This is a genomic window from Alteromonas sp. M12, from assembly GCF_037478005.1.
Lineage (GTDB): Bacteria > Pseudomonadota > Gammaproteobacteria > Enterobacterales > Alteromonadaceae > Aliiglaciecola > Aliiglaciecola lipolytica_A.
This window is the reverse complement of record NZ_CP144164.1, coordinates 43659-70629: the sequence shown is the minus strand read 5'-3', so window position 1 is coordinate 70629 and position 26971 is coordinate 43659. Positions and strand designations below refer to the sequence as shown.

Sequence of the window (26971 nt, the reverse complement as noted above, 5' to 3'; positions counted from 1 at the left end):
TGTTTTACATGAATTTACACCTATGATGAATTATTCCTTTACCAATACTTTCATTCATATGCCTTTTTAATTGATTTTATGCATCTGATTGCCTTATACCAATCCCCGTTCAGCAAAAGACACGCAGTCACCATCGCCGACAATAATATGATCCAGTACAGTGACATCAATCAACTCTAAGGCGTGTTTGATACGTTGAGTAATATGTTGATCTGCTTGACTAGGCTCTGCGATGCCCGACGGGTGGTTGTGACTTAATATAATTGCCGCTGCATTACACTCTAAGGCTTGTTGAACAATGACTCGAGGGTAAACACTTGCTGCGTTAATCGTCCCAAAAAACAGTTTTTTGAAGGTAATAAGACGATGTTGGCTGTCGAGCATTAATACCGCAAAGACCTCGTTAGGTTCGTCACGTAGTTGACTCAGCAGATACTGTTTAGTGCGATTGGCGCTATCAAATGTGTGTGTTCGCGTGAGTGATTGAGCAAAATAGCGTTTCGACATTTCCAAAGTCGCTTGTAACTGTACATATTTCACTTCGCCCAAACCTTTACCCAAGCAAAATTGGCTTTTACTGGCATTCAGTAAACTGCGTAAAGAGCCAAACTGAGTGAGTAATTCACGAGCTAAATCAACAGCACTGCTTCCTTGTACTCCAGTTCTCAAAAAAATAGCGAGAAGTTCTGCGTCTGAAAGAGCTTCACTGCCCATGGATAGGAGCTTTTCTCTTGGCCGCTCCATTTTTGGCCATTCTGATAGTTTCATGCATCCGTGCCTGAATTAGGGTTAAAATTACTAGCAATTAGTCGTATATCACTAATTAAACCTAGCAAATGATCGCCGATCAGGCCAATATTAAGTCATATCAAGTACCTAAGTGTTTTGTCTAACCTTTATATTAGGTAAAATGCAGCACAGATTTTTAGTGAATATTTAGACACATGGCCATTCAAAAGCACAAGGTTTTACTCGGAATTACAGGTGGCATTGCCGCTTATAAAACCCCAGATTTAATACGCAAACTAACCGCCAAGGACGCTGAGGTACGAGCAGTATTAACCGCTTCAGCTGAACATTTTGTTAGTCCTTTAGCATTGCAAGCAGTATCAGGCAATCCGGTTTCTAGCGATTTACTCGATCCGGCTGCAGAAGCAGCTATGGGTCATATAGAGTTGGCGAAATGGGCTGATAGCATTCTTATCGCCCCTGCCACCGCAAACTTTATTGCTAAACTTGCCCATGGCATGGCCGACGATTTGTTGTCGACGTTATGCTTGGCCAGTACTGCTGAGGTATATATTTCTCCTGCCATGAATCAGCAAATGTGGAAGGCTGATGCTACGCAGAAGAACCTTTCCATCTTGTCCAATCGTGGGGTCACTATTATTCCACCCGACTCAGGTGAGCAAGCTTGTGGCGATATTGGGCAAGGACGTATGCCTGAACCTCAGTACTTGGCAGACCTAATCACCCAACCCAAGCCGCCTCAATGCTTGACTGGCAAAAAAATAGTGATTACGGCAGGACCGACCCGAGAAGCAATTGATCCCGTGCGTTACATCAGCAACCACAGCTCGGGCAAAATGGGTTATGCACTAGCCAATGCGGCAATAGCCATGGGTGCTGAAGTGACTTTGGTGAGTGGCCCAGTAAATTTAAGCGCTCCTAACAAAGCGAACCTGATTAATGTTGAAAGTGCGCAACAAATGCATGATGCCGTTATGGGAAATATACAAAGCGCGGATATTTTCATTGGCTGTGCAGCCGTAGCCGACTATCGTCCTTTAGAAGCGGTAAATCAAAAAATCAAGAAGAACAATCAAGAGTTGACCCTTACTTTTACTAAAAACCCTGATATTCTTGCAGATGTCGCAAAACAACAACGGTCAGTGTTCACTGTCGGCTTCGCTGCCGAAACACAAGACGTTAGTCGTTATGCAAAAGAAAAGCTGGAGCGTAAACAGCTTGATATGATCGCTGCTAATGATGTTTCAAATAGCAACATTGGATTCAATAGTGATCAAAATGCTTTGACGGTTTTTTGGAAAGAGGGTGAAAAATCTCTCGATGTTGCCGATAAAAAGCAACTTGCTTTTAAATTGATGCAATTAGTATCTGAAAAATATAGAAATAAACATGCAACAAAATAACTCTAAGAATAATAATATGGTCCTACAGACAGGGAGACATGATTAATGCCCGCGATTAAACGTCCAAACCGCAGAGCGCAAATTCTGCAATGTCTAGCAAGTATGCTAGAAAACAACCCTGGACAGCGTATCACTACGGCTAAATTGGCAACAGAAGTAGGCGTGTCAGAGGCTGCTTTATACCGCCACTTTCCCAGTAAAGCACGGATGTTTGAAGGTTTAATTGAGTTTATCGAAGAAACCTTGTTTTCACGTATCAATAAAATTATTAATGAAGAAAAAGATAGCGCTGTGCGTATTCAATTGATTATTCATTTGATTTTAGGTTTCTCAGAAAAAAATCCAGGTATTACCCGCATTTTGAACGGTGATGCCTTAATGGGAGAGCAGGAACGTTTACGTGGCAGAATTGCACAGATTTTTGAGCGCCTTGAAACGCAAATAAAACAGGTTTTAAGAGAACGTAAACTTCGTGAAGGAAAATCATTACCTGCGGATGAAGGTGTGATTGCAAATATGCTGATCTGCTATACCGACGGTCGTATTAATTTGTTTATCCGTAGTGATTTCAAACGCCGCCCCACCGAAGATTTTAAAGAAACTTGGCAGTTCATCAACAAACAGTTTTTTTCTTAAATTCGTTTCGATAATATAATCCGGTTGCTGATGTTTATTCAATCTGGAAACCGGACATCAGTCAGGGGCTAAAGCCCCTGCTACAATTTATACCCGCAGAAAATCGAACATAGCGCAAAGGCTAAAGCCCCTGCTACAATGTATTGACACAATCTAATTCTCGACTAACCTATAAAGAACACATGTTCTTTTTTATTTAAGCGAATTTGATATGCCTCGTAAGGCCCTATACAACGTTGAAGAGGTGCTTGAACAAGCAATTGCGGTCTTCTTGGAGCATGGTTATCATGGTGCTGCAATGGACGAAATTATCGCCAGAACCGATTTTAACCGACGTGGATTCTATATTGAATTCGGTTCTAAACAGCAGTTTTTATATATTGTGCTAGCCCATTATCAAGAGCAGCATTTATCCAAAGCGTTTTCACACCTAGAACACAACCAAGGTATGCTTTCTATTCAAGGTTTTTTCTCAGCTTATATTGATTTGGTTAGAGGTAGAGGCTGTTTGTTAATTAATATTATTACTGAATTAGGCTTCGATGACCTCAAGATCCGAGATATTGGTCGGCATTATCTGGATCGTCTCCAGATTGACTTTATTGGTTGTTTGGAAAAAGCCCAAAAACTAGGAGAAGTTAGGCAGGATATCAATATTGAGTCCACCGGTTTACAGTTATGCAGTTACGTACAAGGATTTGCCGTTAATGGGATTTTAGCCGGTGACACTGATGAACTAATGTTGGCTACTCAGGCCATTTTAGGGCCACTGAAACCTTAATTAAATAGCCTAGTCTTCTCACTTCTGGTTTTCATATTTAATAACCTATATGGTTTTATCAATAGCCTTCGAATTTCACTTGGCGATTGTCTCAGTTGTCGTTAGAATTCATGCCCGTTTTGATATCTAAAAGTGAGTAAGATGACAACTAAAAATCCTTTATTTAGGGTACAGTTTGTTAGTAATGGCGAACGTTATGAAGTTTATGTACGTGAAGTCAGTCAAGGCAGTATGTTTGGATTTGTAGAGATAGGTGATTTTGTCTGGGATACCCACACAACGCTGGTATTAGACCCGAGCCACGAAAAATTAAAAACCGAATTTGCTGATGTAAAACACACTTATATACCTATGCACAGCGTGTTAAGAATTGACGAAGTGAAGAAACAAGGTACGGCAAAAATTACTGAATTGTCAGATAAAGTAACGGCATTTCCGAGTCCGATTTACACACCTAAAAATTAGTACTTTTCCGTACAGCACCTAACATACCGTCAATTACAGTTTCAGTACGTTTTGTATTGGAGCCGTTTTGCCTTAAGCTGTAACTATAATAATTAGGAAAAAGTCCAACATGCATATAGTTTTGAACAGAGTATCGATATTTTTCTTGCTGTTTCTATGCCTTCCAGTTACCGCATCTGAACAGCAAAAATTACTTCAATTGATGGATGATATTTGGCAATACGAGCTATCTATATCACCTGTTTACGCAAGCTCTCAAGGAGTACATGACTTCGATGACAAACTTGCCGATATTTCGCCTGATGGGCTCGCCAAACAAAACTCTCAATTCAAAAAATTCTTAAACCAACTAGACCAAATAGATAAACAGCAGTTAGCTCGAACAGATCAAATTAATTTGCTGATGCAGCGTTATCGGGTGCAAAATTATGTCGATGAATATCGTTTCAACGCACATTATGTACCGTTAACGTCGGAGTACGGTTTTCATAGTGCAATGGCTGGACTCCCCCGTTCGAGTCGCTTCGCGGATCTAAAAGACTACCAAAATTATCTCACTCGACTTCGTTTAATCCCCGCTTATTTTGCGCAACAAATTGCGTGGATGAAAAAAGGGATGGAAGTGGGAATGGTTCAACCCAAAGCGGTTATGCTGGGTTTTGAAAAGTCGGTAGAGAGTTTTTTTAACAGTCAGGTAGAAGAAAATACATTTTACAGCCCCTTCCTAAAAATCGATGATATCAATGTTTCTGAGGCACAAAAACGTGCATTAATAATAGAAGCGAAGCAAGTTATCAAACAAGATGTTATGGGTGCTTATCAACACTTTTACGATTTTTTAGTCACCGATTATATTCCTAAAGCAAAGTCAGATGTGGCTTCTAAGTCTTGGCCTAACGGCGAACAGATGTACCAAAATCGCGCCCAATATTATACCACTACAGATCTTTCAGTGGATGAAATCCATCAACTGGGATTAACAGAAGTAGCGCGTATACGAGCCCAAATGCAGAACATTGTGGATGAATTAGAGTTCCAAGGTAGTATTAATGAATTTATCCAATTCTTACGTACCGACCCGCAATTTTATGCAAAAACGCCAGTTGAACTGTTGAAACACGCATCTTACGTAGCTAAACGCATGGATGCACAGTTGCCTAAGCTGTTTTATAAGCTACCTCGTACTCCTTACGGCGTAGCCCCCGTTCCTGATGCCATTGCACCGAAATACACCACAGGCAGATATGTATCACCAAGGCGTGACGATGAACCTGGTTATTACTGGGTAAACACCTACGCATTAGATAAACGACCTTTATATGCTATCCCTGCACTGACAATGCATGAAGCGGTTCCGGGCCATCATTTACAAATCTCACTTGCATCAGAGATGAGTGATTTACCAAATGTACGTCGTTACACTTACATTTCAGCTTTTGGTGAAGGCTGGGGCTTGTACTCTGAGTTTCTGGGCAAAGAAGTGGGAATTTATCAAACACCCTACGAAGAATTTGGTCGCTTGAGTTATGAAATGTGGCGAGCGTGCCGTTTGGTGGTTGATACCGGTATGCACATAAAAGGTTGGTCGCGACAGCGCGCTTTAGATTATATGCTAGAGAATACAGCGCTTTCAGAACACAACGTGACCACTGAAATCGACCGTTATATCTCTTGGCCAGCACAGGCGCTAGCCTATAAAATTGGCGAGTTAGAGATTAAAAAATTACGCGCTGAAGCTGAAGAAGCCCTTGGTGATAAGTTTGATTTACGTGCATTTCATGATGCAGTGTTGGAGTACGGCTCTATCCCACTGTCTGTACTTAGAGAAAATATTGCTTTATTTATTGAACAACAGAAAAAGTCATAATTTGTAAAATATGCAGAGCTTCAATGCTCTGCAATCTATTTTTAATTAAAGTTCGTTACACTCTTTAAGCAAATAAGCGAATTCTTCTGCATTCACGGGCATAATAGACAAACGATGGCCTTTTTGAACCAGGCCAATTTGTTGTATCTGCGGCATCGCCTTTATGCTTTTTAAGCTCAGGATTTGATTGAATTTTTTAACCAATTTAACATCCACCATATACCATCTAGGCTGCTCAGGATCTGATTTCGGATCATAGTATTTTGACTCTGGGTCAAACTGAGTATGATCTGGATAAGCGCCCTTCACCACTTCGGCCAAACCTGCTATTCCGACATTTTTACAACTAGAATGATATATGAATACTTGATCACCAAGTTGCACTTTATCCCGCAAAAAGTTGCGAGCCTGATAATTACGAATACCATCCCAATGCTCTGTTTGATTGGCCTTATTCGCTAAATCGTCGATGCTAAATGCATCTGGTTCACTCTTAAATAACCAATAATTCATAACCTACCTTTTATGCTCTTTGGTACTACAGCGGTCCATCATAATAACTATTGCTTCAACTTACAGCAAAACTTGCATCTATGAAATTGATCAATATACTGTACATAAATACAGTATAAATTATACCTGTTTATTATGCTCGATAATAAAATTGTTATGGATAGTAGAGCGGGGGTTTGCACGTAATAGCGGACTATTTTTAGAACCTCCAACGCCGTAGGCGTAAAAATAGCATTGTCGAGATGCGGTACTTATCCGGAGTTTAAGTTATTTATGAACACACTATTGGAACAACTAAAAAATAAACGCTTAGTATGGCAAGGCAATCAACAAGAACAGTGCCTGACCTCCGAAAGTACAGGTTATGAAGAACTTGATGAAGCACTTCAAGGCGGCTTCCCACAATCGGGAATGATTGATATCCATACTCCCATAGGCATCGGCGAATTACGTTTGTTATTGCCAGCTTTGCGATATCGTCAGCAGCATAAGCGCTTATTGGTGTTTATTGCGCCTCCGATGCAAATTAACGGAGAAATGTTGGCGGAATTTGGGATCACACTTGAACAGGTTCTAATTGTTCAACCAAATAGTGCAGAGCATGCGCTTTGGAGTGCCGAGCAATGCCTTAAGAGCGGCTGCTGCCATAGTGTCCTAATGTGGCATCAACAGCTTGAAATCGCCCAAACCAAACGTCTACAACTAGCCGCTGAACAAGGTGACGCTTTACATTTTGTAGTGCGTCAAAATCGACAATTAAGTTTGTCGTTACCGGTGAGCCTAGCGATGAAACTCAGTGCTCATGAACAGGGCTTAGAGGTGCAAATTACCAAACGTAAAGGCGGTTGGCCAGCCCAGCCATTTAATCTCAATATGAGCCACATTTGGCCTGAATTAGCACTCAACCAACGCGCCACTAATGTGCTGACATTTCCACGGGCTAAAGTCAGCTAATATGCAATCTCTTTGGTTATATTTACACTTTCCTCATTTGCAATTAGACAGTGTATGTCATGCAATTCCATCGCCTCAGCAAAGGCGTGTTGAAGACACTAGCGGGCAGATCAATACTCAGCACTCATTGGTCATATTGCATCATCAAACAAATTGCGTATTGCAATTAAATCAAGCTGCTATTGATGCCGGTATTCGCACAGGAATGGGATTGGGAACCGCCGCGGCACTAGATCAACACCTCCAGGTGTTGCCCTATAAAAGTGATATAGAGCAAAAAAAATTAGTTGAGATAGCCGAACACTTGTATCTAGTCACCTCTGATATCTGTCTGTTTCCGCCAAATGGCTTGCTGTTACGAATACACAATATGCTGATGTTGTACGGCGGACTTAATGGCTATTGGCGGGTTGTTAAAAACCAACTAAAAGAGTTCCAGGTAAAATATTATTATGCCAGCGGACAATCCCCTTATGCCGCTCGCATCCTAGCCCGTACCGCATGGAATCAGGTCAGTGACCATCTTCCTATGCTGCAACATCAAATTGGCATACGCCAACTGACTGACTCTGAACTAGATAAAAAAACCGTGAGCAAATTAGCCCGAGTTGGTATCCACAGTCTTGCAGATTTGATGGCATTACCACTAAAAGATGTCGCCAAGCGTTTTGATATAGATTTGGTGACTTACTTGGGTAGACTAAGTGGTGAATTTCATCATCCAATGGATTTCTACCATCCCCAATCTAAGTTTCAACGTTACTTAGAACTACTTTATGAGATAAGTCATACCGACACACTTCTATCACCAATAAAACTGTTGTTAACTGCATTAGAGCAGTTTTTAAAAATACGGGATTTGCTTACTCAGAAGATTATTTTTACTTTCTATCAACGAGATAATAAAGCACTCACCTTAGAGGTAGGTTCTGCGCAAGGAGAATACCAAGCTGACAAGTGGGTTAATCTTAGCATATTGAAATTGGACAACTTAGTTTTACAAGCGCCCATATTTGCACTAGAGCTAAGTACCGCCGAAACCCAATTACGTAGCCCCGATAAAGGCGATTTATTCAGTGCCAGCAAGGGTACTCTCACGTATTTACAATTAATCTCATTGCTACAAGCCAAGCTAGGAGAAGAGGCGATTTCGAAGGTGATGTTAGATGATGATTTTCGCCCCGAAAAAGTAAATAAATATGTGCAACCCCAACTGGAAACAACACCTAAACATATTTCGACCTACCCATTACGACCAAGCTTTATGCTGCAAACACCACAACCATTAACAGAAAAAGTATCCATCATACATGGGCCAGAACGCATAAGTACTGGATGGTGGGACAACCAAGCAATCACCCGAGACTATTTCATCGCGCGTAATCAACATGGCCAGTGGCTATGGATATATCGTACCAGTAATAGCTTGTGGTTTGCCCATGGTTTTTTTAGCTAACGTGCTCGTTAAAAAGATAAGTTAGAGACCAATCTATGGCCTACGCTGAGTTATTCTGCCAGTCTAATTTTAGCTTTTTGCATGGTGCTTCCCATCCTCAGGAACTCATTCAACAAGCGCATTTTTTAGGCTATGAAGCAATAGCAATTACTGATGAATGTTCTGTTGCAGGCGTAGTAAGGGCTTACACCGAAATTAAAGATCACAAGCTTGCAATTAAACTCATCGTAGGCAGTTATTTTAAACTAGATGACAGCTTGCGGTGTGTTTTGTTATGCCCTAACCGGGAAGCTTATGCTGAATTATGTCGAATCATTACAAATGCTAGACGACGCTCACCTAAAGGTGAATATAGCTTGGCTAAATGGGATCTTAAAACCATTAAACATTGCTTAATGTTGTGGCTGCCCAATGGCAAACTAAATGTTGATGAACCTTGGGCAAATTGGTTAAAAAAGCACTATAAAAATCGTTTATGGATCGCCGCCCAACGTCACCTCACTGCCAATGAGCAATCGATGCTCGACCATTATGAAAAGCTCAGCCAGTTATTTGATCTTCCAATCTGTGCTTGCGGCGGTGTGCTAATGCACAATCCAAGTCGCCTCCCTTTACAGCATCTGCTCAGCGCCATCAAACACGGTACTACGGTGGCCGCGCTTGGTCGTAAACTACTATCCAATAGTGAACGTTGTTTACGTAGTCATGACAAGCTCAACAAGCTTTTCAAACGGAGTTGGCTGGATAACTCAGTAGAAGTTGCCCGTATGTGCAATTTTAATATGCGAGAGCTGCGATATGAGTATCCTGCAGAACTTATTCCTGAAGGAAAATCCCCCCAACAACACCTTAGAGACTTAGTCGAAGTAGGTATTCAAAAACGCTTTCCAGAAGGCATAAAACCTGACATTCGTAATATTATTGAAAAAGAATTGGTACTCATTGAGGAACAAGAATATGAATTCTTTTTTCTCACTATTTATGATGTAGTGCAATTTGCGCAGTCTCAACAGATTTTATATCAAGGACGGGGTTCGGCGGCGAATTCCGTAGTTTGTTATTGTTTAGAGATCACTTCTGTCGATCCTCGTCAAATTAACGTGCTATTTGAACGCTTCATTTCCAAAGAGCGAGATGAGCCCCCTGATATTGATGTCGACTTTGAACACCAACGCAGAGAAGAGGTAATTCAATATATCTATACTAAATATGGACGGGAACGCACCGCCATAGCGGCAACCGTATCCTGCTACCGTTTCAAAAGTGCGTTACGGGAAGTGGGTAAGGCATTGGGGATAAACGAAACCCAGCTAGACTTTTTTATTAAAAATATTAACCGTCGAGACAGCGGTCTAAATTGGCAGGCACAAATTGCCGAATTAGGTCTAGATCCTGCCTCAGTAAAAGGTAAACACTTCATCTCTTTGGTCAATGAAATAATGGGTTTTCCAAGACACCTATCCCAACATGTAGGAGGTTTTATTATTTCATCAGGTCCTTTATATCAGCTTGTACCTATTGAAAATGCGGCCATGGCAGAGCGCAGCGTCATACAATGGGATAAAGACGATCTGGAAAGCCTAGGATTATTGAAAGTCGATGTGTTGGCCTTAGGTATGCTCACTGCCATTCGTAAATCTTTTCAATTAGTCGAAAAGCACTATGGTCACTCCCTCAGCATAGCGCAGATCACCAAACTCGAAGATGATCCACAAGTCTACAAAATGATTCAACAAGCCGATACGGTTGGGGTTTTTCAAATCGAATCCCGTGCGCAAATGAGCATGCTGCCTCGCCTTAAGCCGAAAACCTATTATGATTTGGTGATTCAAATTGCGATTGTCAGGCCTGGGCCTATCCAAGGTGACATGGTTCATCCATTTTTACGCAGACGTGATGGCAAGGAGCCTATCGAATATCCCTCAGAAGAAGTCGCTGGGGTGCTTAGTCGAACCATGGGTGTACCCATTTTTCAGGAGCAGGTTATTCAACTGGCTATGGTCGCTGCTGGTTTTAGCGGTGGCGAAGCCGATCAACTTAGACGAGCAATGGCAAGTTGGAAGAAAAACGGACAACTCATGCAATTCCAACACAAACTCATCAATGGCATGCTTGAACGAGGTTATACGCAAGATTATGCCCAACGTATATTCAACCAAATATGTGGCTTTGGTGAATATGGGTTTCCGGAGTCCCACTCGGCATCATTTGCGGTACTTGCCTACGTGTCATCTTGGCTTAAGTATTATTACCCGCAGGCATTTTACGTGGGTCTGTTGAATAGTTGGCCCATGGGTTTTTATCCACCAGCACAATTAATTCAAGACGCGAAACGCCATCACATTAAGATACTCCCCATCTGCATCAATCACTCTGATTATGATCATATCTTGCAAAAAGATGGGGACACCTTCGCCATACGTCTAGGATTACGCATGATCAAAGGGTTGTCGAAGAGTGCTGCACAACTACTGGTTAATCAACGCCCCCAAAACGGCTATAAATCTGTTGTTGAACTAAAACAGTTGTCAGTTCAGCGCGATCATATGGAAGCCCTTGCCAGCGCCAATGCACTATCCTCACTGGCCCAGAATCGCTATAAAGCACGCTGGGCATTAATGGAGAGTGAGTCGGAATTACCCTTGTTCAAAAATCAGGAACAATCATTCTTATTTGATGTTGCACCAACAGATGTAGAGGAAATGGTTGAAGACTATGCGGCAACAAGCATGTCGTTAACCCATCATCCGATAAAATTATTACGTAATGCGGGGAAATTAGGTAAGTACACAGCGGCAAAGCAATTGGCTGAAAAGCAGCATAAATCTGTAGTCAATGTTATCGGTGTGGTCATTGGTAGACAAGCACCAGGCACCGCAGCAGGAGTAACCTTTATTACCTTAGAAGATGATACGGGTTGTTGCAATGTAGTGGTATGGCAGGCTACCGCTCGGGCACAAAAAAAGGCTTTTTTAAAATCAAAAATAATCAAAGTTAGCGGTATTTTGGAGCGTGGCGATGGTGATGTCACTCATATCATTGCAGGGAAAATTACTGACTTGAGTCACTTACTGGAAGATTTAAATACCACTTCCAGAGATTTCCATTGAAGACTGATTAACGTCAATAAAACGGACTACTCAACCTGAATCAATTTAAGGGCTTCAAGAATATTCGAAGGAATAGCAGTACTCTTGTTAGATTGTTGTTCAACAAACACATGCACAAAATGACCTTGTGCTGACGGTGAACTCTCTCCCTCAACAAAAATTCCAATTTCATAGGTAACCGAGCTATTGCCTAAACGAGAAACTCGCAAACCAATTTGCAAAGATTGTGGATACGCAATGGCAGAAAAGTACTGACATTTTGATTCAACAACAAAGCCCACCACTGCATCGCTATGAATATTCAAACCGCCTTCTTCAATTAAATAACGGTTAACTGCAGTGTCGAAATAAGCGTAATACTGAACATTATTAACATGCCCATAGATATCGTTATCAGCCCAGCGGGTTTGCATAGGATAAAAAACTTTATAATCGTTTCGAGTGTACTTAGTTGACATGTTTAAACCTAAAAATCTGAGCGCTAAAGCCCCTAATACTTTGCAATCAGAATATTAGGGGCCGCTTATCATTTTATCCTAATCGTAAAATGGTGCTCTCGCTTCGGTCAAATTTTTCAACTTAACTGGGCGTTGCAACATTTGCCCGCCATCACGGCCAATAGGAATCCATGGAATTTTTCCACGCCCTTTAGCTGGCGCTAACGAGAAGAGATCAAATGGTATGGAAATATAGAATCCTTTGGTAAAGCTACCTTCTCCATATTCCTCAGCTGATACATTAGTAAATGCGGCATAGGCACCCACAATAATGCCACTGTCAAAACGTTTAGCTACATCGATATTAACGCCTTTATCTTTTGCCAAGAACTGACCAGCATTTACGGTTAGCTGCATGTCAGGTAAAAATTCAGGCGTCCAATAAACACTCGCATGACCAGTGAAGGCTTTATAATCGAAGAACCCTGTTTCGTTATTAAAGTCACGTTGTTGTACGTAGTTTAGATCAACTCCAAACGCTAGGCTGCTATCTACAGGGCGATATAGCACCTCGGTACCCACACCACCAAACATGGTCTCTAAATAACCACCATACACTTGCGCATAAGTATCTTCTGCAATTTTATCGAACCAATGCAGGTACGCATTTTCCATAGTCACTTTACTGCGCGTTACATATTCTCGAACTTGCGTGCGCACTCTAGGTAGATGCGAGGTTTCAGAGTCGACTAAAAAATTAAACTTATCGAAGTTTTCAAGCACAGTCACTTTCAACCCACCACGAACAGAGAAGTTTGGATTAAATTGGTAACCGCCGTTAAGATATGCACCACCTTGATAAAGGTAAAAATCCTCTGGATTACCAAAAGTTTGAATCCAAAAGCTTTCCATATTGAAAAACGCCCCAGAGTAATCTTTGGGGTGGTAATTATCGACTGTGGATTGAGTAGGGTTTTGACGAACGTATGCTGATTGAATATCAGTTTCTAAACGCTGATAGTTTGCGGCAACTTTAAATTCTTGCGCATCTATTTTCGTTTCGAGTAATGGAATGTTGGCCAATGTATCCACCAACTTATAGGTTTTAATAGAATCAGGTAACTCGGAAGCTAATATTCTACCAACACGCTGAGTTGCCTCATCATGATCACGGTAACCTAACTGAGTTCCGTAAAACGTCATTTCGTCTTCACCAGTATGAGTTGCATTAATGATAAAACTGCCTTCATTTACTAAATCAGCATACAGGCGATCACGGTTAATTGTTTCAACTGATTCTGCCGGTTTCGCATTGTTCAGCTCTCTAGGTGGGCGATCAAATTTATGTTGTTTAACCGTGTGCATATTGAAGTTGTATGACACGCCAAAACCAAAGGTATTGCCCCTTTGATAACTTACGTTAAAGTCCCAATTATTGTATTTATAAACCGCGCCAACATTCCACTCACTGTCTTGTTCTAGCGTTCCAGCACGGTCATTTACATAATCATTACCGTCATATTCTAGCTTAAGGGTTAGCCCCTCAATAGGTGTTCTATACTCAATGCCACCAAAAACCGACGCTGGACCTTTGAAGAACTCGTTGTAGTCAATTTTTCCACCTCGACCACCAAATCCACCAGGACGCTCACAAAATGAATCCTTAATTTCACACAGTGGGTTAGTGATATTTCCACCTGCGCCAAGGTAACCGGTACCTACACCAAGATGTATGTCAAAGGGGCCAAGATTTTTACTAAAGTTAAGAAACTCACTGCTAAAGAAACCGGTTCCACCGATATCCGTTAAACCAAATGAAACATCAGGTAAATAATAGCTTTCTTTAATCAGTCGAAACTTAACATCAATGCCTTTGTCTTTTAGGGTTTGATCACCACTAAAGCTTGGATCTTGGCTATAAAGTTGTGTTCTTACGTCGGTATAACGAACTGTAGACTCCATCCACGGGAAAAGCTGCAGGCTTGCTGACCAAAATCGATATTGATCAATATCGTTATAGTTTAAAGTGAACGAGCCTTCTTTAGCCATCCGCGCTGTGGGAGTCTGTATTAAACCGGCTCCGCCCCTAATCATTTGCGACACATCTCCATTATCGTCGTCAAACGATTGCTCAGAGGCATATGCAGTTGATGTAATAAAACTAATTAACGCGGCGTTAGTCATTACAACAAGAGCTAACATCCTTTTAATTGTGATCATTCAATGACTACCCTATTTACTGCAAGTTCAGCGATAAGCTGATTGAGCTGACTATTATCTGCAAACCATTGGGACTCTACCAAAGGAATATAAAGTTGTGTACCGGGCATCACCTGGTGGCATTCTTGGTTCCAATAGGCTACAGGTAATTGACGAATAACGCCGTCAGGTTGAATTGCATAAACAATGTTTGCATCGGCAGATTCTGTTTTACTAATTTGCGCCACGATGTTTTCGATACACTGATTATTCTCATATTCAATCGTACTTGGCTGTGACACAGCGCCGAAAATAAACAGAGTGGTCATTCGTTTACTAAGGGTTAAACGGTATTTTCCATCATCGAATAGTGGATTATGATTTAGTTGAAACCGCGCCAAATCGTAATCGATGGCAATGTCGATCCGCTGTGCGAGTGTCCAGCTTTCTATTTGTTTTATAAGTTGGTTAAATGTAGCTGAATCAGCAACCTTTGATTTAACCGAAAGCTGTTTAACCAGTTCCTGTCTGCTTTTTTCAGCTATGTCGGAATCCAATTTAAATAACTGACTAGCACGCCAATACCAATTTTGCTCCAGGGCAATTGATTCTAAAACTTGATTCAATCTGGGGTTTTCAGCAAAGTTCAAAATATTGCCATTAACCGTAACTTCGACTTGGGAATTCGCATAGTTATTAATGCAGAATGAAAACAAGATAACTGTGAAAAGGCTTTTTAATCTATTCATTAGTAGACTCCAGCAATCTCATAGCCCTGCTAACATATTGTATTTCGTAACGCTCAGATGAGCCAGAGAACTGTTGTGAAGAACGCAATAACTGTCCAGTTTGAGTATGATACCAATACACATTCTGCCAACTATCTGAAGCAGTTTCGACACTTTGAGTTGTGACGTTTTCTATTACTTTAGTGGTTGTAAATTGCTGATCCAGAATTGTCAGGGGTATATTCTCTTGACGTTTAAACTCTGAATACAATCTCACCCCATACTGATGTGGGTCAAAATCTAAATAACTATTCCAATTCGCATTTTCTGCTACATCACTTTTTGACACCATAGGATCAGCATCTAAGTTAGCCACATAAATTAAATTGTTTTTTAGACCTAAAGTACGTACCAACCTTCCATTTTGAGTAACCAATACTGCATTATCTGCGGAAACCCATTTATATCGACTGTTTTCGATAAAAGCCAGTGCCATAGTAGCGTATGGACGTTCACCCGCTTTTATGTATATGAGATCAATGGGGGTTTCTAAAACGGTATCTTTAGTTAAAGTGACACTTTGTTTACTACTAAAATACAATTCTATGTTTTGTTTATAAGCTCTTTGTGTAGAAGAGCAAGCCGACAGAAAAAGTGCACTACATACTAATAAGCTAAAAGTTATTTTCATTGTTATCCATAATAGATATTCACAACCAATAAAAAAGCCGCCCAAAGGCGGCTTTAAATCTTTTACTAAACTTAGATCGAAGGCGAGTAAGTATAAGTAACAGGAACAGTTACAGTTGATGTACTAGTTCCAGTTCCAGTAGTAGTCACTGTAATAGTGGTACCGATACATACACCGTCAACTAAATCATCATCGCCTTCACACGTAGGTGTAGGCGTAGGTGGAACAGTAATAGGACGCTCTGGAGCATCACCATTCGAATTTGAAATCACACCCGCTAAAATAGTAGCGCCAACAACACCAGCAGCGATAGTACCACCAGCAACACCACCAAATGCACCGCCGCTTGCGCCAGCTCCACCTTGTTGCTCTTGCTGAGCTTGTACGCTAACAGAAGCGACTGCTGCAGCTACTGCTAATCCAATTAAACTTTTTCTCATCACTTTTCCTTGAAAGTATTTGACACCTGATGTCGGATATTAAAGTATCCGCTCTACGATCTCAATGCCTAATTTACGATCAATGGCTGATTTAAAGAACTTTTTAATCTGAATATTTCAAAAAGTTTTTAATCGTGTTTTAAAGTAGACATAAACTGTCACTTTATTAACACGGATGCAACATAATCCCGTTATATTTCAATACCTTTATATACTTAAATATACCTGATAAAGCCGTGTTTATTGGCTTTCAGACCAGACTGCAAACTCATTACCGCTGGGTTCACTAAAATGAAAACGGCAACCTCCGGGAAAATCAAAAATAGGACGAATGATCTTGCCATTATGCGATTTTATTTTTTGTAATGTTGCTTGTATATCGCTGCTGTAAAATACTAAAAGTGCACCGCCATTTTCAGGTATGTTGCAAAGCTCAGCTTGATAAAACCCGCCATCAAGCCCTTGATTCGAAAACGACGTGTATTCAGGACCATAATCAACAAACTGCCAATTGAATACCGCACTAAAAAACTGTTTGGTGGCACTTAGATCTTTTGCAGCAAATTCCACATAATTTAGCTTTTCATTTTCGTTCATATTAGCTCCTGAAATCTGACATTTATGAGTAACGCAAAGCGAGCGTAATCACTGAGTATAAACTTTAGATGTAATTTTAGTTTAGTTTTAATATACGCTATTGCAGAGTTGCAGCATTAAATTGAATCAAAAAGGTGTGTGACAAGATGATAAGGATACTTCCATCAAAAATCGTCCTTCTATGTATCTGGTATTTTTTATCGATACAAGCGCAAGCGAACGACAAACACAAAACAATCGAAGTTAGAGTATTTATCGCGGCAATGTTTGAAATTGGAGCTAACAGTGGTGATAAAGCCGGAGAGTTCCAACACTGGTATGAACATTATTTTAGCGACAGTAGACCAATAAACGTTAAAGGCGCACATCGTCCGGTATTTTGTAATTCAAACGGTGTTTGTGGCTCAGTATTGGGGATGGGAAAAGTAGGCTCTTCAGCGTCCATGCAAGCTATTTTACTTTCACCGCAATTTAATTTTACAAATAGCTATTTCATACTCAGTGGCGTTGGCGGTACTCCACCATCTAAGGGGACTATCGGTGACGTCAGCTGGGCTAGTTGGCTTGTAGATTATGACTTAGGTCATCGCTGGAAAGCAGAAGAAGGGCAAGCAGGCGCTCCTACATTTATGCCACGCAAAGGATACGAAGATATTCGTCGCTACCAGCTTAATCCAGAATTACTGAAATGGAGTGTTTGGTTAAGTCAATCTGTGACATTAAAAGACTCCGAATCGGCCAATGCTTATCGCATGCGCTATCCACAAAAAGAAGCGAGACGCAGCCCAGCAATAACGATCGGCACCCATATGACCGGCGACACTTTTTTTCATGGACCTGGATTATCAAAACAAGCGCAATACATTACACAACTATATGCTGCTGATGACTATATCATAACTGAAATGGAAGCCACGGCTTTAGCTCAGGTTCTATCAAGAACAGTAGGAATAGATCGAGTCATGAGTCTTCGGGGAGCAGTTAACTTCGACCAAGGAAATCCCAACGAGAGCACTCTTGAGCACTTAGATCCAGCGCCAGGGGAAACCGCGGGAGGTTTTGCTGAAACCGTTGAAAATATTGTTTTGGTTGGTAGTAAGGTGGTCGACACTATTGTGGCTAATTGGGACGATTGGAAAAATGGAGTGCCTGAATTAATTCAGAATTAAATCGCTACCGAATTAACTAGCCCACGGCATTGAGTAACTGGGAAAGTCTTGGATGAGTAGTTATACCCATCCAAGATGTTAAACGAATTAACGCTCGACGATAATGCGAACGACTTTGTCATACTGGCGATGATCAAACTCACCAGTTGCCGCACCTGTCTCATCGGTTACCGGGAAGACATAGCGAGGAGTCATAACCACTTCGTAGTTATAATCACCAGAAGGGCGCACTTCTACTTCAAGAAATCCATAATGCTTGCCGCCAGAGATTAACTGCTCTCCATCCCAAACTTCAGGTGCATCTCCATGGGCACTCCAATGGGTCAACTGTGCTTCGAGAGGCAATAAATCAAAAGGTACATAATCAGTAGTTGGCGGGTATCCTGGCCCTCTGAGGCCATCGCCTGCAAAACCGACATCCCAGTAACTCACGCCATTAATGTTTACATATTCCAACAACTCATCATGGCCAGACAAAACCGCGGTAACATCATACTGTTCAAAAAGCTGCTGATAAATACGCATTGGCACACCAGACTGACTATCTTCAGCATTAGCGATACCCGCACTTCCCGATGGAAGACTATGCACACCAGTGCCAAAAGCAGTGTGGTGGAATTGCACAAAGATTACTTGGCCTTCAGCTTGAGCGCTAGCAAGTTCACGTACAGCCCAATTCCATTGCTCGCTTCCTTGGTTAAAGTCGGGTACTCGTGATTCTTCACCATTGATAAACAAATTGGTATCTTGACTTGGATCCTCATCATTACCATTAGATGAATCTAAGGTAATTAAAGTTACAGGACCGTAGTCGACACGATAAAATCGTTTTTCGTAGCGTTCATCTGACGCGTCGTTGGTGGGCAAATCCCAATAGGTATTCCATTTATCATAAGACAACATAGACGCTTCAGCATTATAACCCGGCGCATCTGGATGCCAGTAATTTTCATGATTTCCTAATGCAGGAAAAATCGGTGTTGTGGAAGCTAGTGTTCCCCACTCACCGGCACTATGTCGCCAAAACTCATCCCAATCGAGTTGTCGCCCACCTTTCTCAACTAAGTCACCGGCGATCACCCAAAAATCTGGCGTTCTTTGCGCAGCGTAAACCAAGTTAGCCTTATAACCCGTTGTTTGGTCAACAGGATACTGGCGAGTATAAGTATCGGGGTCAGTACCTAGCTTATCACCACCGATCGCCAAAGCATTTGCCGTCCAACGAACAGTTTTTTCAGTCGATTCCGGCTCTGTCTCCATATCAGACATAGTAATAAATCTAACAGTTTCACGACTACCTTGATTTGGAGCTGTAGTTAACGTAGCGGTAAAAGCACTAGCCTCAGGTTGCTCGACGGTATATTCATAAGAAGTATTAGCTTCTAAACCTGTAATTCTAACGGAATGCTTATAACTAGATGCCGGAGCTTCACCTTCTGCAACCTCACTATGAGTTTCGCCAAAATTGGTTTCCCCATGAATATATTCAACTTCAGAGGTTCCATAAGTTAGCGATTCAGCCAGTTGTACATCAGACACAAAAGAACCAATACCTTCAATCGTAACTGTGCCCGGTTGATCAGTGTCACTTAACCAATTCACGGTTATTTCACTCGATGTCGGGTTTTGAAGATATGGAAGAACAGTAAAGTTGATATATGATGTTGGTGTAATCTCAGCCTCAGGTGACGATTCATTGTCACTATTACAGCCAGCAAGCGAAACTATACTCACGGCGAGAAGCGTTTTAAGAACATATGGAAATGTAGAGGTAGACTTCATGTACTAATACCCTATTTAAGTTATTTGGAAACAGTACAATTCCAAAGAATCAATCTGTTTAATTTAGACTGCGCGTAGGATAGAAGTGCTTAATGACATTTTTGCTACTTATTTATGATAAATAGAAGTCAATTTAGCGTCACAAATGTGACAGAAAATAGAACCTAAAAACAATGAGTTAAAAATTTAACCTAGGTTTATTTAAGGTTAAATATCAGGGACTAAACGCGCCACGGGTGAGGCATTCCATGGGCTGGACATGCCACGGGCTAAAGCCAGTGCTACAAGATAAAAAAATTTAGGTTAGCGGTGTAGGCCATTCGTGTATTGACATCTACACCCAAGCTGCAGCCTTTTAGTCATTATTAGAATTGGCATCCATTGAAGTGGCTGCACAGTGTTGAGCAATAAACTGTGCTTGGCTTGGCATATAGTCGACAGATTTTTCGATCACGCTCTTAACGTTATCCATGCGCTTTTTTATTTGCTCTTCGCTCAATACGTCAACCATAGGATGATAGCCGTCGGGCACAATACCCTGCCCCACCATTACACTTAACCAACTAGTTTGATTAAATAATTCTTCGTCTTCACGAAATATGCGGCCATTTGCCTTAAATAAGTCTATTTTTCTCTGTAGATATTCTGGTATTTCCATATTGCGAACATAGTCCCAAAACGGCGTATCGTCCCTTTCTGTAACTTTGTAGTGCAGAATAATAAAGTCGCGAATGCGCTCCATTTCTAAAGCAGCCTGCTGGTTATAAGTATCTATATCAGATTTAAAAAACTGCTTTGACGGGAAAAGGCTCATAAGACGAGAAATACCACTTTGTACTAAGTGGATTGCAGTTGACTCAAGCGGTTCGATAAAACCACCAGCTAAACCTATCGCCACACAGTTTTTATTCCAGAATTTCCGTCGCATGCCGGTTTTAAACCTAATGATACGTGGCGCGGTTAACGGCTCACCATCTATACCTTCAAGTAGAATTTGTTCAGCTTCTTCATCGCTCATAAACTTCGAGGAGTAAACATGCCCATTGCCAACCCTATGTTGCAAAGGAATGCGCCATTGCCAGCCAGCTTTTTGCGCTGTTGAACGGGTATAAGGAATAGGCGCTTCGGTGGTTTTACTTTGCACAGCAACCGCACGATCACAGGGCAACCAATGACTCCAATCTTCATAACCGGTGTGCAGTGCTTGTTCAATTAGTATGCCCCGAAAACCACTACAATCAATAAACAACTCGCCTTCAACCACTTCACCATTGTCTAACAACAGGCTTTCTATAAAACCGTCTTCTTTACGCAATTTCACTTCTGTGACTTTTGCATCAGTGCGTTTAACGCCATGTTTTTCTGCAATTTCACGCAGATATTTAACATATAAACTTGCGTCGAAGTGGAAAGCATAAGCGATATTATTCAGTGGCGAGTTCGGTGTATCGATTGAGCGCATCATCTTGCCCGATTTAGCGGCCACACTGTTAAACGAATAATCCTGTAAGTTACTGGCTTTACCGAGCTTTGCCATCTTCAACCAAAATTGATGAAATTCCACACCTTCAAAATTCAAGCCTAATGTACCAAAGGGATGCATATAGCTATGATCCAACTTCTTCCAGTTAACGAATTCGATACCATGTTTGAAGGTCGCTTGGGTTTTTCTGACAAAATCATCTTCGTCTAATCCAAGCAAGTCATTAAATAGTTTAAGTTGCGGAATGGTTGCTTCACCTACACCTACATTAGCAATATCACTTGATTCTATTAAGCGGATATTCATGCCCTCTTGGCGCAGCAAAGTGCCCAAGGCTGCGGCCGTCATCCAGCCTGAAGTGCCACCACCCACGATCACAATATTTTTAATTAGGTGCTCGCTCATTTACCTCTCCTACTCTTTAACTACTCTGTGTTACTTAATGAAGCGGGTCAACTTTTTGTTGAGGTTATATCTGACTGAAAGATTACAAACATATGATTGAATGTAAATGCGCAACCAATAGGTTGCGCATAATTCTTCAGCTTAGTTAGATAGATTAGAAATTCGCTCTAACCACAAAAGAGAATCGTCTATCATTTACAAACCAAGAACGTCCAGTTCTAGTTCCTGCATCGTCAATCTGCATGGTCGTCTTGGTAACTGTATCTAACAAGTTAACGGCTTGCAGTCCGACTTTAATATTGTCAGTTACGTTGTAAAAAATCGAACCATCAAGAAAACCAGCACTTTCATTATAAATGGGTCTATAAGGCGCGATAACGTCCCTAGCGGTTAACAAATATGCAGACCGCCAGTTATAGGCCATGCGCGCTGACACATCATTCTTTTCATAAGTCAGCACTAAATTAGCAGTGTGTTTAGACTGTCCCTCTAACGGCAATGATTCAAATGCCGCTTCCGCTGGTCCATCCTTCGGTTGGCCGTCAGGTTCTGTTTCAAAAGTATTACTATTGGGCACACCTTCAGCTTCAATATAAGTGTAGTTTGCCTGTATACCTAAGCCATCAAAAGGTTCTGGCAAGAAATCGAAAAACTGTGAATAAGCAAACTCAATACCTTGCATAGTACCTTCGTCGGTATTAAGCGGTTTTTGTACCCGCACGGTATTCGTCACACCATTATTGGTATACTGCTCATCTACAGCACCTGTCACAAAGAAGTTACTCAAATCTTTGTAGAATACCGTTGTGGTTAGTGAGTTTGAGGGGCTGAAATACCACTCCAAAGAGAAGTCATACTGAATCGACTCCATTGGCGCTAAATACGGATTTCCTGAACTCCCTTCCCAAGTAACTACATCTGAGCTGTTTATGATGGCTTCACCACCAGGTTCTGATGGTTCAGTTCGGTCGGTGATAAAGATGCCATCTTGAATATTAACGTAGTTTTTTAAGTTGCCAGTGTCTGGGTAAGCAATCGCTTTAGATACCGCAAAGCGAGCAATTAAATCGTCGTCCAATTCTACTTTTATATTAAAGCTAGGCAGAATGAAATCATCCTTGTAAACATCGTTAAGTACCGCGGTACCATAGTTACCAAAGGCACTGTCATCCGCGGGTAAAAAGTTTAAGCGGTCAGAAGTATCCGCTGGATCATTAGGAATTAGGTTAGGAAAGGTAACAGCGCCATCTGTTTCCCGCTTGACTTTAACGTAGCGAACGCCAAAGTTACCATTAAATGGGAACTTGTATGCATCAGATTCAAAATCAAATCGTACATAGGCGGCGGTATTTGTTTCCACAAAAGTATTAGTTTCAGCTGGTCTAAAGGGGCCGTCTAATTGTTCGTAAGTGGGGTTGCCATTGGCATCAACACCGTTTTGTATTTGTCTCTCAGACAAGGGTTCCCAGTCAGAAGCTACTCCAGAAAGTCGACTTCCCCAATTAGCGTAGTCTTGTACTAATGCAATCGAAGGATGCAGAGTTGTGCCGCCAGGTACTATTACATTGTTGCCACGATGATGATCATCCCAGCTCACTTGTTGAACTTCGTTAATCAAGCTTTCGTTTGCCGGTAAATCCAGCCATGCAGCGGCATAGCCATCACCATCGACGTCATTACTAAATAGTGCACCAAGTGTTTGCCAGTTATATGCAGAAAAGCGCACTGTTTGTTCCCGTTCAGAGTATCGCACACCGGCTTTTATCGAAGAGAAAAAACCGCTATCGAAGGTATACTTAGTATCATAGCGAAACGCCACCGAATCCCCTTCACTGCGTTCGTAATGATCCATTGCAGAACGCCAATAATACGAAGATTTGGTTTGGAAAAAGGCCGGATTACTCTCTTGTCCGTTACCACCAGCGTTACCATTCCAAGGCTCTAAAAGTTCGATTTGAGGAACATCACCTTTTAAGTTCAAACTCAAGTTGGCTTGAGTACCTAAATATAAAGTCACATCATCGTCTTTAGTTGTTGCATCGATATACTGAATGTCAAACTCGTGGGACCAAGTATCATTCGGTCTAAATTTAACATTAAAAGCATAATCATCAACAACCGTCCGTTGCTCTTTAGAGCGGGTGGTCGATTGATAAGTATTACCAAATTGCGGTACAGACGGATTTCCCCAATCAGCGGCAATAGGGACTCGCTGTTGGTCACTACCATTTGAACGCCAACCACCATCACGTTGATCAGTAATTGTGCCATTAATGAAAGTGCCGCTATCATCAAATTCATAAGCCGGCGTGCCGTCAAGAGGATAAGTGTCACGTCTTAGGCCATCAGCTTCGTCGCCATTATTTTGATCAGTCTGATAGCTAAACGTATTTTCTGTCCAAGCCAAGGTCGCGTCTGAACGCATAAACTGGCCTGTCACTAAGGTACGTCGGTCAGGACTTTCCCATTGAGCGGCGAGTGCAAGCCCTTGTCGTTCGCGATTTATATTGTTTTTCCCAAAATTGCCGCCGTTAGGAGCAAGGACAGTTTGTCCATCGACTAAATCATCGCGGGTTAAAAACACTTCTGACTGCATACTATGAGACAGGCTATCTAACTCTGACTTAGCGACGTTAACTAGAAAACCGAACTTACCAGCGTCGGTATTCCAACTGTCGCTAAACATCGCAGAAGCACTAGGCGTTGTTTCTTCTATCAGGTCGCTGTATGTGAGATCTGCTGAAACCGCAAAAATACGCTCTTCAGAATCAAAAGGCAGGCGAGTATGTAAACTAACAGTACCACCAATCCCCCCTTCGATAAGATCAGCACTCTGATTTTTATAGACTTGTACCGACCCCATTAATTCTGGTGGGACATCTTGGAAACTAAGACCACGGCCCGAGTTTGCAGTAAATGAGTCCCGCCCGTTAAATTCACTTCGGGTTGCAGACATGCCGCGGATGACCGCGCCACTGCCTTCCACACCAAAGTGATCAGGATCATTGGCGGCGGCAAAACGTTCAATTGAAATGCCCGGAATACGTTGCATCGCCTCAAGTACGCTTCGGTCAGGAAGCGCACCAATATCCGACGCGGTTATTGCGTCGACAAAAGTATCGGCTTCACGTTTTAATTCTTGCGCCTGAATGACGCTTGATCTCACACCTCTGACGTTGATTACTTCAACATCATCGCCTTCAACTGCGGTGATTGCCCCAGCTTCTTGTGCCAAGCTTTGGCTGCTAAAACCCATTATTGCTAGTGCAATCATGGATTTATTAAATCTAGGTATACTCTTACGTTTTAGTTCGGCTAATTCGTTATTATGTTGCACGGTTAAGCTCCAAGTTCGTATGATTATTTATGGTTTTATTTTTATTGTGTTTATTTGGCAATGCGCTTACCAGCAGCCCAATAAATGCCGCCGTATAAAAGGTCTAAAAACACTCACTCTGTCTAGCATTCAATGTATTCAAAATAGTCAAAATCAGCTTTGCATTGCTGTCCTGACACATCTTGGCAAGCCATACCGACAAAACCCCCGGTAAAATGACAGCCATCGCCTCCACCTGCTTCATCAGAAATAATGGTGTAGTCAAGGTTAATAGGCAGTTTTGTCCAGTGTTTTTCGTCCACTGAAAAAGAGAAGGTGAGTAAGTGATGGTCAACATCTGCTCTTAAATATACAGGCCCTTGGTTTGGCAATAAAAAGCGGGGATCCGTGATGAAACCGTCTGTATGCCCCTCGCGAAGGCCAAATGTGAGGGTTAAGTCTTGGTTACCCAAACAACTCATCACATCCACAAAACGATTACCTTCATCGTCGATGGATACGTAACAATAGTGAAATTTATTGCTGTTGTAATAACAGATAAGCCCAGCAGTTTGCTGAAAATTAGTTGGCGAAAACTCCATAGCGGTTTGTGCTGAATAAGCAAAAGCCTGTTGTCTGCGGGCGACTAACGCATGTTCGTATAACGACCCGATTGATTCTCGGCCAATCAAACGCATGTAACCTGGTCGAGCACTTAAACTGAACAAGCGCTCGGGATTCGGTGTACGTAACCATTGAAATTCTATTGGTAGCTCTGGTGTATCAAAATCATGTTTATGTTTAGTGGCAGGCCATGGATGTTCTGGCATATTCGGCGCTGGCACTAGCATTTCGGGTAGCCCATCTGTGACTGCATTTTCAACTCTTAGCCAGTCATCCTCAGTCCAATAAGTCTTTTGCAAACCGGTTTCACGGCCAAGTGGACAGCGTCGTTCGCCTAATAATGGACGACCGCACAAATGAACAAGATAAGTTTCACCGTTGGGTGTTTCAAACAGATCGCCGTGCCCTGTCCGCTGCAGCCCTAAATGTTGGTTGTCTTTAGCGGTTAGCAAGTACCCATAAGGGTCTAGCTCGTAAGGACCGTCAATATTTCTAGAACGAGCAACCGTCATCGCATGGGTATAAAAGGTGCCACCTTCGGCAGTGATTAAATAATAGTAACCGTTTCGTTTATACAAATGAGGGGCTTCGGTACAAGCGAGTTTACTGCCGGCAAAGATATTCTTGATTTCACCAACAAGTTGCTTTTTAACAGGGCAATATTCTTGAAGCAAAATACCACCAAATCTATTCTTTTGATGGCGATGATCCCACACCATATTTACGAACCACTTTTTGCCATCATCATCATGAAATAAAGATGGATCGAAGCCGCTAGAGTTCATGTAAATAGGGTCACTCCACTCGCCATCTATAGTGTCGCAAGTAGTCAAATAGTTGTGTGCGTCTTTGAAATTGCCATCGAATCGTTTTACGTCTGTATAAATTAGATAAAACAGCCCATCATGATAACTAAGACACGGGGCCCAAACTCCGCAAGAATCCGGCTCGCCACGCAAATCCAACAAAGCCTCTCGATTTAATGGCCGACTTAGTAATCGCCAATTTTTTAAATCTTTTGAGTGATGTATTTGCACACCTGGGTACCATTCGAACGTGGATGTAGCGATGTAAAAATCGTCACCAACGGCAACAATACTCGGGTCAGGATTGAAACCTGGAAGTATTGGATTTTGTATCATTGTTTGAGTAGAGGTTGTCATTC

General features: G+C 41.7%; 21 protein-coding genes. 9 read left to right on the top strand and 12 right to left on the bottom strand.

Annotated elements, in window-relative coordinates; genetic code table 11:
* Positions 1-93: 93 nt before the first annotated feature.
* Positions 94-768, bottom strand: a complete 675-nt coding sequence (gene radC, locus VUI23_RS00295) for a DNA repair protein RadC (protein ID WP_216049380.1) — start codon at positions 766-768, stop codon at positions 94-96.
* Positions 769-944: 176 nt separating this feature from the next.
* Here radC and coaBC point away from each other — a divergent pair, with 176 nt between their 5' ends.
* From coaBC to VUI23_RS00270, 5 genes are all read left to right on the top strand, one after another.
* Positions 945-2153 (top strand): bifunctional phosphopantothenoylcysteine decarboxylase/phosphopantothenate--cysteine ligase CoaBC, encoded by a 1209-nt coding sequence (gene coaBC, locus VUI23_RS00290; protein WP_342806140.1) that lies wholly within the window; start codon positions 945-947, stop codon positions 2151-2153.
* A gap of 45 nt (positions 2154-2198) precedes the next feature.
* Complete coding sequence (gene slmA, locus VUI23_RS00285) at positions 2199-2789, top strand: nucleoid occlusion factor SlmA (protein ID WP_216049382.1); 591 nt, start codon at positions 2199-2201, stop codon at positions 2787-2789.
* 211 nt (positions 2790-3000) lie between these two features.
* Complete coding sequence (locus VUI23_RS00280) at positions 3001-3570, top strand: TetR/AcrR family transcriptional regulator (protein WP_216049383.1); 570 nt, start codon at positions 3001-3003, stop codon at positions 3568-3570.
* Positions 3571-3711: 141 nt separating this feature from the next.
* Entirely contained in the window at positions 3712-4035 is a 324-nt protein-coding gene (locus VUI23_RS00275) for a DUF1820 family protein (RefSeq protein ID WP_216049384.1), read from the top strand.
* 109 nt (positions 4036-4144) lie between these two features.
* Positions 4145-5902 (top strand): DUF885 domain-containing protein, encoded by a 1758-nt coding sequence (locus VUI23_RS00270; RefSeq protein WP_342806138.1) that lies wholly within the window; start codon positions 4145-4147, stop codon positions 5900-5902.
* A 45-nt stretch (positions 5903-5947) separates the two neighbouring features.
* On the opposite strand, the gene VUI23_RS00265 is transcribed toward VUI23_RS00270, so the two are convergent.
* Positions 5948-6415, bottom strand: a complete 468-nt coding sequence (locus tag VUI23_RS00265; protein WP_216049386.1) for an EVE domain-containing protein — start codon at positions 6413-6415, stop codon at positions 5948-5950.
* Between the two features lie 273 nt (positions 6416-6688).
* Between VUI23_RS00265 and imuA the strand changes: the two genes are divergently transcribed.
* From imuA to VUI23_RS00250, 3 genes are read left to right on the top strand one after another with little or no spacing between them, the layout of a single operon-like run.
* Positions 6689-7369, top strand: a complete 681-nt coding sequence (gene imuA, locus VUI23_RS00260) for a translesion DNA synthesis-associated protein ImuA (RefSeq protein WP_216049387.1) — start codon at positions 6689-6691, stop codon at positions 7367-7369.
* A 1-nt stretch (position 7370) separates the two neighbouring features.
* Positions 7371-8825: a DNA polymerase Y family protein gene (locus tag VUI23_RS00255; RefSeq protein WP_342806136.1), complete on the top strand. Its 1455-nt coding sequence runs from the start codon at positions 7371-7373 to the stop codon at positions 8823-8825.
* A gap of 35 nt (positions 8826-8860) precedes the next feature.
* Positions 8861-11935 carry an error-prone DNA polymerase gene (locus VUI23_RS00250; RefSeq protein WP_342806134.1) on the top strand — a complete coding sequence of 1025 codons (3075 nt, stop codon included), beginning with the start codon at positions 8861-8863 and terminating at the stop codon, positions 11933-11935.
* A 26-nt stretch (positions 11936-11961) separates the two neighbouring features.
* Here the strand turns inward: VUI23_RS00250 and VUI23_RS00245 are convergent, their stop codons facing one another.
* From VUI23_RS00245 to VUI23_RS00220, 6 genes are all read right to left on the bottom strand, one after another.
* A complete protein-coding gene (locus VUI23_RS00245; RefSeq protein WP_342806132.1) occupies positions 11962-12393 on the bottom strand; it encodes a thioesterase family protein in 432 nt (143 codons plus the stop codon).
* 78 nt (positions 12394-12471) lie between these two features.
* Positions 12472-14592, bottom strand: a complete 2121-nt coding sequence (locus tag VUI23_RS00240) for a YjbH domain-containing protein (protein ID WP_342806130.1) — start codon at positions 14590-14592, stop codon at positions 12472-12474.
* Complete coding sequence (locus VUI23_RS00235; protein ID WP_342806128.1) at positions 14589-15320, bottom strand: capsule biosynthesis GfcC family protein; 732 nt, start codon at positions 15318-15320, stop codon at positions 14589-14591. Before VUI23_RS00235 ends, VUI23_RS00240 begins: the two co-directional genes overlap by 4 nt.
* Positions 15313-15990: a YjbF family lipoprotein gene (locus VUI23_RS00230; RefSeq protein ID WP_342806126.1), complete on the bottom strand. Its 678-nt coding sequence runs from the start codon at positions 15988-15990 to the stop codon at positions 15313-15315. Before VUI23_RS00230 ends, VUI23_RS00235 begins: the two co-directional genes overlap by 8 nt.
* A 71-nt stretch (positions 15991-16061) precedes the next feature.
* Positions 16062-16430 (bottom strand): hypothetical protein, encoded by a 369-nt coding sequence (locus VUI23_RS00225; protein WP_342806124.1) that lies wholly within the window; start codon positions 16428-16430, stop codon positions 16062-16064.
* Between the two features lie 240 nt (positions 16431-16670).
* On the bottom strand, positions 16671-17027 hold the full coding sequence (locus tag VUI23_RS00220) for a VOC family protein (protein WP_216049395.1): 357 nt from the start codon (positions 17025-17027) through the stop codon (positions 16671-16673).
* 146 nt (positions 17028-17173) lie between these two features.
* Here VUI23_RS00220 and VUI23_RS00215 point away from each other — a divergent pair, with 146 nt between their 5' ends.
* A complete protein-coding gene (locus VUI23_RS00215; protein WP_342806122.1) occupies positions 17174-18196 on the top strand; it encodes a purine nucleoside permease in 1023 nt (340 codons plus the stop codon).
* A gap of 87 nt (positions 18197-18283) precedes the next feature.
* Here the strand turns inward: VUI23_RS00215 and VUI23_RS00210 are convergent, their stop codons facing one another.
* The 4 genes from VUI23_RS00210 to VUI23_RS00195 all read right to left on the bottom strand — a co-directional run bounded on the left by VUI23_RS00210 (position 18284) and on the right by VUI23_RS00195 (position 26969).
* Complete coding sequence (locus VUI23_RS00210; RefSeq protein ID WP_342806120.1) at positions 18284-19978, bottom strand: metallophosphoesterase; 1695 nt, start codon at positions 19976-19978, stop codon at positions 18284-18286.
* Positions 19979-20333: 355 nt separating this feature from the next.
* Positions 20334-21866: a tryptophan halogenase family protein gene (locus tag VUI23_RS00205; protein WP_216049398.1), complete on the bottom strand. Its 1533-nt coding sequence runs from the start codon at positions 21864-21866 to the stop codon at positions 20334-20336.
* Between the two features lie 154 nt (positions 21867-22020).
* Positions 22021-25203: a TonB-dependent receptor gene (locus VUI23_RS00200; RefSeq protein ID WP_342806118.1), complete on the bottom strand. Its 3183-nt coding sequence runs from the start codon at positions 25201-25203 to the stop codon at positions 22021-22023.
* A gap of 122 nt (positions 25204-25325) precedes the next feature.
* On the bottom strand, positions 25326-26969 hold the full coding sequence (locus VUI23_RS00195) for a glycoside hydrolase family 43 protein (protein ID WP_303500110.1): 1644 nt from the start codon (positions 26967-26969) through the stop codon (positions 25326-25328).
* Positions 26970-26971 lie beyond the last annotated feature (2 nt).